This is a genomic window from Mycobacterium sp. E735, from assembly GCF_001666955.1.
Lineage (GTDB): Bacteria > Actinomycetota > Actinomycetes > Mycobacteriales > Mycobacteriaceae > Mycobacterium.
Map to the genome: position 1 here is coordinate 1 of NZ_LZIX01000209.1, position 5985 is coordinate 5985.

Genomic DNA, 5985 nt, shown 5'->3' on the forward strand with positions numbered 1-5985 from the left:
CGGTTCGACCGGTACGGGGGCCGGGAGGTGTTGTACGTGGCCGACATCGACATGCCTCGGCCCGGGCCCGGCGAGGTGGTGGTCGAGGTCCGCGCCGCGGGGATCAATCCGGGTGAGGCGGCTATCCGAAGCGGCGCGATGCATGAGATGTTTCCCGCGACCTTCCCATCCGGGCAGGGCAGCGACCTCGCCGGGGTCGTTACCGAGGTCGGCGCCGGGGTCACCGAATTCGCGGTGGGCGACGAGGTTTTGGGGTTCAGCTTCCGCCGATCCAGCCACGCGACCCACACGGCCGTCCCAGTGGGCCAGCTGATCCGCAAACCGCCCCAACTCAGTTGGGAGGTGGCGGGTTCGCTCTACGTCGTCGGCGTGACGGCGTACGCTGCCGTCCGGGCCGTGGCACCGCAACCGGGTGAGACGGTCGGCGTCTCGGCGGCCGCGGGCGGGGTGGGGGGCATCGCCGTGCAACTTCTCGCGCTCCGCGGGGCACGGGTGCTCGGCATCGCCGGACCCGACAACGCCGACTGGCTGCGCGCCCACGGCGCCATCCCGATCCCGTATGGGGACGGGCTGACCACTCGGCTGCGCGAGGCGGCACCGTCCGGGATCGACGCGTTCATCGACTTGTTCGGCCCCGACTACGTGCAGCTTGCCGTCGATCTCGGCGTCGCACCCGAGCGAATCGACACCATCATCTCGTTCCAGAAGGCCGCCGAGGTGGGCGCCAAGACCGAAGGCAGCGCCGAGGCGTCCACGCCGGAGGTGTTGACCGGGATAGCCGGCCTCGTCGCCGACGGCGCGATCGATTTCGAGGTCGCCGCCACCTACCCGCTGGATCGGGTCGCCGACGCCTACGAAGAATTGGAGAAGCGCCACACCCGCGGCAAAATCGTTCTGCTGCCTACGGATTCACAATGACGCGGCGGGGCCGACGACTCCCGCCTGCACGATCTTGACCACCACCAGGGCTACCGCGACGACTAGATAAGCCCGCAGGGTGAACAGCCCCGCCCGGCGAACGGGCGACATGGCCGGCGGGCCAGGCCGGCGAGGCCGGGTGTCTGCCAACTCATCCGATCCTGCCGGCGGACCGCGCGGCGCTCGGCGCGGGTGAGCGTTGGGGTGTCGTCGAGCTCGTCGACCTGCTCGGGATCCAGGCCGCCCCCGAGCGCCCGTACGGCGGCCCCGGCTCCGTCGCGCCGATGCGGCCGAACGCACCGACGATGTCGCCGGCGGGTGGCGCGGCCGGAGTCGTTGGCGCGCTGACGGCGCCGAGGGCCTCAAATGACACGGGGGTCATGGTGTGTTCGCCCGAAGCGTCACCGGCGGTCGCCGGTCGAGGGGTGGCCGCCCAGCGAGGCCGTGACCACCGCGATCGGCATCCGCGACACGTACAGGTTCGCCCGCTCCTGGGGAGTCAGGGCGCTCCGCGCGTGCAGCTTGGTCGCCAGCAGGCGCGCCGACCGCAGCAATGCCCGGCCGCGCCCCCCGGTGCGACCGGTAACACGTTGTGTGACAACAAAAGCCATGATCTTCTCCTTCAGGGGAGGTCCGATCGGCTCAGATCAGGCGGGCAGCGACGGCGAGCCGCGGGCGCGTTGAACGTGCCCGGATTGCCAGCGATGATCGCGAAAGCTCAAGCGGCAGAACGAATGCCGGAACCGGATCGGGACAAGACGGATTTCGGATAGGGACTATCGCCTGGACTCATCTCGCCCTCACCTCCTCACGGCCATGACACGCGCGGGTGTCATCACATGTCACCTGAACGAGGGAGGAGCGAATGCCGGCAACACGCCGCCGACGCACCCCTCTCGTCGGAGCTTCGGCACTGCACGGCGTATCCGGAACTCCGTCGACGGCCGTTCCGGAAGCCACTTGGGCTCAACCCTTGGGTCCGGGAAGAGCTGTCCTGACCCGGGGCGTCTCTCGACGTTCGGGGTCAGTGGCCTGTGTCCGTGCAGACGCCTCACCTACCGAGGTGCTTGCGAAGACCTTTCTACACCGCGGCCCAGTGCCCGTCAAACTCATTTACGTAGCCATTGCGGCAGGTCGTGGCCCCCGCCGCCGCTGCGCAGCCGCTCGCGCGCCGCCGACGCCTACCCTCGACGGCATGGCCAACACTCTCCAAGACCCGAAGGTCGCGTCCGTGCTCGACCGCATGTACACCGAAGCGCAGAACCAGATGTCGCTGTTGCGTCAGCGGATTGGTGACTTCGACCGGCCGATGACGGCGCAGGAGCGCGCCGACGCGATGAGCGAGTTCTACATCCCGGTCACGCCCGATGCCGGCCGGTTGCTCTATGCGCTGGTGCGCGCGACCCGTCCGGCGACGGTCGTCGAATTCGGCATGTCGTTCGGCATCTCCGCCGTCCACCTGGCGTCTGCGGTGCGCGACAACGGCGCCGGCCGAGTGGTGACGACCGAGCTCAACGACTCCAAGATCGCCGCCGCAAGACAGACATTCGCCAGCACCGGCCTCGACGACGTGATCACGATCCTCGAAGGAGACGCGCTGGCCACGCTGGCCACCCTGGACGGACCGGTCGACTTCGTCTTGCTCGACGGTTGGAAGGACTTGTACCTGCCGGTGATCGAGCTGCTCGAGCCGCGGCTGTCGACGGGCGCCTTGGTGGTCGCCGACAACGCCAGCGCCGCGGACACCCAACCGTATCTGGACCGGGTGCGTGATCCCGAGAACGGCTACGTCAGCTTCAACTTCGCGGTCCGGGACAGCGACAGCATGGAATTGAGCTGCCGCACCGGGGCTTAACGCAGCGATTCCTCGAGCCACGGCGTCAACCACTTCACCCCTTCGGGCGTGAGGTGGACGCCGTCGCTGCGCACCTTGATGCCGTCGACCTTGGCGGTGTAAACGCCGTCCGGGCAGAGCTTCTTGTTCAGGTCCAGGATCTGCACGTTGGGGTGATGGCTCACCGTCTTGCGCAGCATGGTGTTCCACAGATTGACCCGATCCGGTTGGTCCTCCGGATACAGTCGCCCGTCCGGCTTTTCGCCGCCCCTGCTGTAGGGCACCGTGGCGACCACCACGCGAACGCCGGTGGACCCCACGATGTTCAGCGCCCGCTCCAGCTCACCGTTGAGGTACGCGTCGAACGTGGGATCGCCGATGTGGGTCCACTGACCCTCGTTGACGCGGTCGACCGTTTCCCAACGGCCGATGACCAACAGCGCGACGTCCGGTTGGTCCTGGGCGACCTGCGTCGCCCACCTGATCGGCCAACCGTCGCACTCCGGCCTCTGCTCCAGGGTTTGACCGATGTACCGATACGGCGTGCCGCGCACCAGGCTGCAGCCGATGACGGTGTGGTCGAGAAACGCGTATCCCGGCGTCGGCGGCAGGTAATGCATCCACGTCCACCCGATCGAATCCCCGAACACCGAAACGGTGAACGGCCGGTTGGGATCGCGGGGACCGGCGGGGCGGCCGCCGCCCGGCGGCGACGGGGACACGGCGGCGACCGCCGAGACTCCCGGCGGCAGGCCGGCCTCGCGCAGGCCGGGACCGGTCCCCACCGGGACCACCAGCAGGGTCACCGCGGCGGCGCTGGCCACGGTCGCCGCAGCCAACGGCAGCAGCGGTACCCGCGCCGGCCGCCAACGCCGGATCGGCTGCTCGATCAGCCACCAGGACGCCGCGGCCAGCGCCACCGTCGCAGCGCACCGCGCGGCGAACAGCGGCAACCCGTTCCATCCGGTGCGTTCGCCGTTGAGTGCCAGGAAGATTGGCCAGTGCCACAGGTAGACGCCATAGGAGATGGTGCCCAGCCACACCAGCGGGGGCGCGGCCAGGATGCGGGCGACCACCCCGCGCTGCTCCAAGGCCACCGGCGCCACCACGACGACGGACGCAACCGCGACCCCGATGAGCAGACCGTGGCGGAATTCGCCGCTGTCGCCGGTCGCGTAGTGGGTCGCCGCCGCGAGCCCCGCCAGCCCGACGAGCGGCAGAACGCGGGCGACGCGCCGCGCCCACCGGGTTCGGATCAGGCACCAGCCGCGGTTCAGCGACGGCCAGTCGCGAACCAGCAGAGCCGCCGCCGCGGCGCCGGTCAGCAACGCCTGCGCGCGGGTATCGGTGCCGAAATACACGCGATCCCGGGTGCCGTCGGACACCATCACCATGGCGACCGCGGCCGAAGCCAGGGCCCCCAGGGTGGCGATGACGAACGTCGCGAATCGGACATCGCCGACGGTCGCGCGGGTGAAGCGGCGCCTCGCGCGCGCGGCCAACACCAGCGTCACCGCGATCAGCAGCACCGGCCACACGAAGTAGTACTGCTCCTCCACCCCGAGTGACCAGGTGTGCTGCAGCGGCGAGGGCGGGGCACCCTGCGTGAAGTAGTCGGTCTTCTGGGCGACGAACCGCCAGTTCGCCACCCACAGGAACGCCGCGATCGCGTCGTCGCGCAGGCCGGTGAGGGAGCGGTCGGGAAGGAGTTGGCGGGCGGCGCCCACGGTGAGCACCATCAGCACCAGGGCCGGCAGCAGCCGCCGTGCGCGGCGAATCCAGAAGCCGGTCAGCTCGATACGGCCGGTGCGGCCGAGCTCGTCCAGAAGCAGCGAGGTGATCAGGAATCCGCTGAGCACGAAGAAGACGTCGACACCGATGAATCCGCCGCCCACCCCGGGGATGCCGCCATGGCCGACCAGCACCAGCGCGACGGCGATCGCACGCAGCCCGTCGAGCGCCGGAATCCCGCTGCGCCGCTCCGGCTTGTCCCAGATCGCCAGCCGACCGACCCTGCGCACGGGAGCGACCCACCGGGTCCGCCGACCACGGCGAGCCGGCGCGGTATTGATCCCGCCCGGCTCAGCACTCGCGGTTAGCGCGCCCTGACCACCTTGTCGCCCGGCGCCATAGTTGATGCCGATACGTCGCTGCCCCTCCTCTTGATCGGAGCCAGCTTAAAGGCGCCGGTGGCGCTTGCGCGGAAGACACGCAACGGTTTTCCGATTTCGTCGGAGAGTTCGAGCCCGCGGGCTGAGGGCCGGCAGCGGCGGCGCGTCGACACGAACGCGCGCGCGTGAGCGGCGCCGGTGCCCGCGCGGCTCGCGGCCGCCGCGACTAGGGTCGACAACGACCAATGATGATGCAGAGGAAGGCTCACCCATGCGCGGCGTCGTAATGCATGCCCCGGGGGACGTGCGAGTCGAAGACCGGGGTGATCCCGAGATAATCCATCCGACGGACGCGATCATCAAGATGTCGGCGACCTGCATCTGTGGTTCGGATCTGTGGCCGTACCGCGGCGCCGACGAGGTGCACAACGCCCCCATGGGACACGAATACGTGGGCATCGTGGAGGAGGTCGGCAGCGACGTCCGCAACGTCGCGCCCGGCCAATTCGTCGTCGGCTCCTTCGTCACGTCGGACAACACCTGCGAGATCTGCCGAGCGGGCTATCAGAGCCGCTGCGTGCACGGTGAACTCATGGGCAACATCGGCACCCAGGCCCAATACGCGCGCATCCCGCTGGCCGACGGCACCCTGGTGGCCACACCCGAGATGCCGCCCGCAGAGATGATCCCCAGCCTGCTGGCGGCCTCCGACGTATTGGGCACCGGCTGGTTCGCCGCGGTGGCGGCCGAGGCCGGTCCCGGCAAGACCGTCACCGTGGTCGGCGACGGAGCGGTCGGACTGCTCGGCGTCCTGGCCGCCAGGCAACTCGGCGCCGAGCGGGTCATCGCGATGAGCCGGCACCGCGATCGCCAAGCGTTGGCCCGCGAGTTCGGGGCGACCGACATCGTCGAAGAACGCGGCGACGAAGGTGTGGCCAGGATCAAAGACCTGACGAACGGCCTCGGCGCCCACAGCGTCGTGGAGGCGGTCGGCACCCAGCAATCGATGATGCAAGCGATCTCCGCCACCCGACCGGGCGGTCACGTGGGCTACGTCGGCCTCTCGCACGACGTCGCGCTGCCCGGCGATGAGCTGTTCTTCTCCATGGTGCACCTGCACGG

At 69.5% G+C, this 5985-nt stretch carries 5 protein-coding genes, 1 pseudogene and 1 riboswitch; of the genes and pseudogenes, 3 read left to right on the forward strand and 3 right to left on the reverse strand.

Annotation, left to right across the window (positions count from 1 at the left end; translation table 11 throughout):
* The coding region (locus A5704_RS16675; RefSeq protein WP_231969159.1) for an NADP-dependent oxidoreductase at positions 1–918 on the forward strand (918 nt) is incomplete at its 5' end.
* Here A5704_RS16675 and A5704_RS27780 read toward each other — a convergent pair.
* Together A5704_RS27780 and A5704_RS28420 are read right to left on the reverse strand one after the other, a co-directional pair.
* Positions 910–1190: pseudogene (locus A5704_RS27780) on the reverse strand (manganese transporter); the annotation flags it as partial. The gene A5704_RS16675 and the pseudogene A5704_RS27780 sit on opposite strands and share 9 nt — an antisense overlap.
* Before the next feature lie 129 nt (positions 1191–1319).
* Positions 1320–1529 carry a hypothetical protein gene (locus A5704_RS28420; RefSeq protein WP_156669942.1) on the reverse strand — a complete coding sequence of 70 codons (210 nt, stop codon included), beginning with the start codon at positions 1527–1529 and terminating at the stop codon, positions 1320–1322.
* A 273-nt stretch (positions 1530–1802) separates the two neighbouring features.
* A riboswitch (M-box (ykoK) riboswitch) is annotated at positions 1803–1988 on the reverse strand.
* Positions 1989–2113: 125 nt separating this feature from the next.
* On the opposite strand from A5704_RS28420, the gene A5704_RS16680 reads away from it, so the two are divergent.
* On the forward strand, positions 2114–2773 hold the full coding sequence (locus A5704_RS16680) for an O-methyltransferase (protein WP_067889986.1): 660 nt from the start codon (positions 2114–2116) through the stop codon (positions 2771–2773).
* Here the strand turns inward: A5704_RS16680 and A5704_RS16685 are convergent.
* Positions 2770–4824, reverse strand: coding sequence for an acyltransferase family protein (locus A5704_RS16685; protein WP_197498987.1), 2055 nt, complete (start codon positions 4822–4824; stop codon positions 2770–2772). The genes A5704_RS16680 and A5704_RS16685 overlap by 4 nt on opposite strands.
* A 310-nt stretch (positions 4825–5134) precedes the next feature.
* On the opposite strand from A5704_RS16685, the gene A5704_RS16690 reads away from it, so the two are divergent.
* On the forward strand, positions 5135–5985 hold an 851-nt coding region (locus tag A5704_RS16690; RefSeq protein ID WP_067780878.1), incomplete at its 3' end, for an alcohol dehydrogenase catalytic domain-containing protein.

Bases quoted from the DNA above. Each gene is read 5' to 3' on its own strand.
- A5704_RS28420 (WP_156669942.1), bottom strand. From the start codon at position 1,529: ATGGCTTTTGTTGTCACACAACGTGTTACCGGTCGCACCGGGGGGCGC.
- A5704_RS16680 (WP_067889986.1), top strand. From the start codon at position 2,114: ATGGCCAACACTCTCCAAGACCCGAAGGTCGCGTCCGTGCTCGACCGC.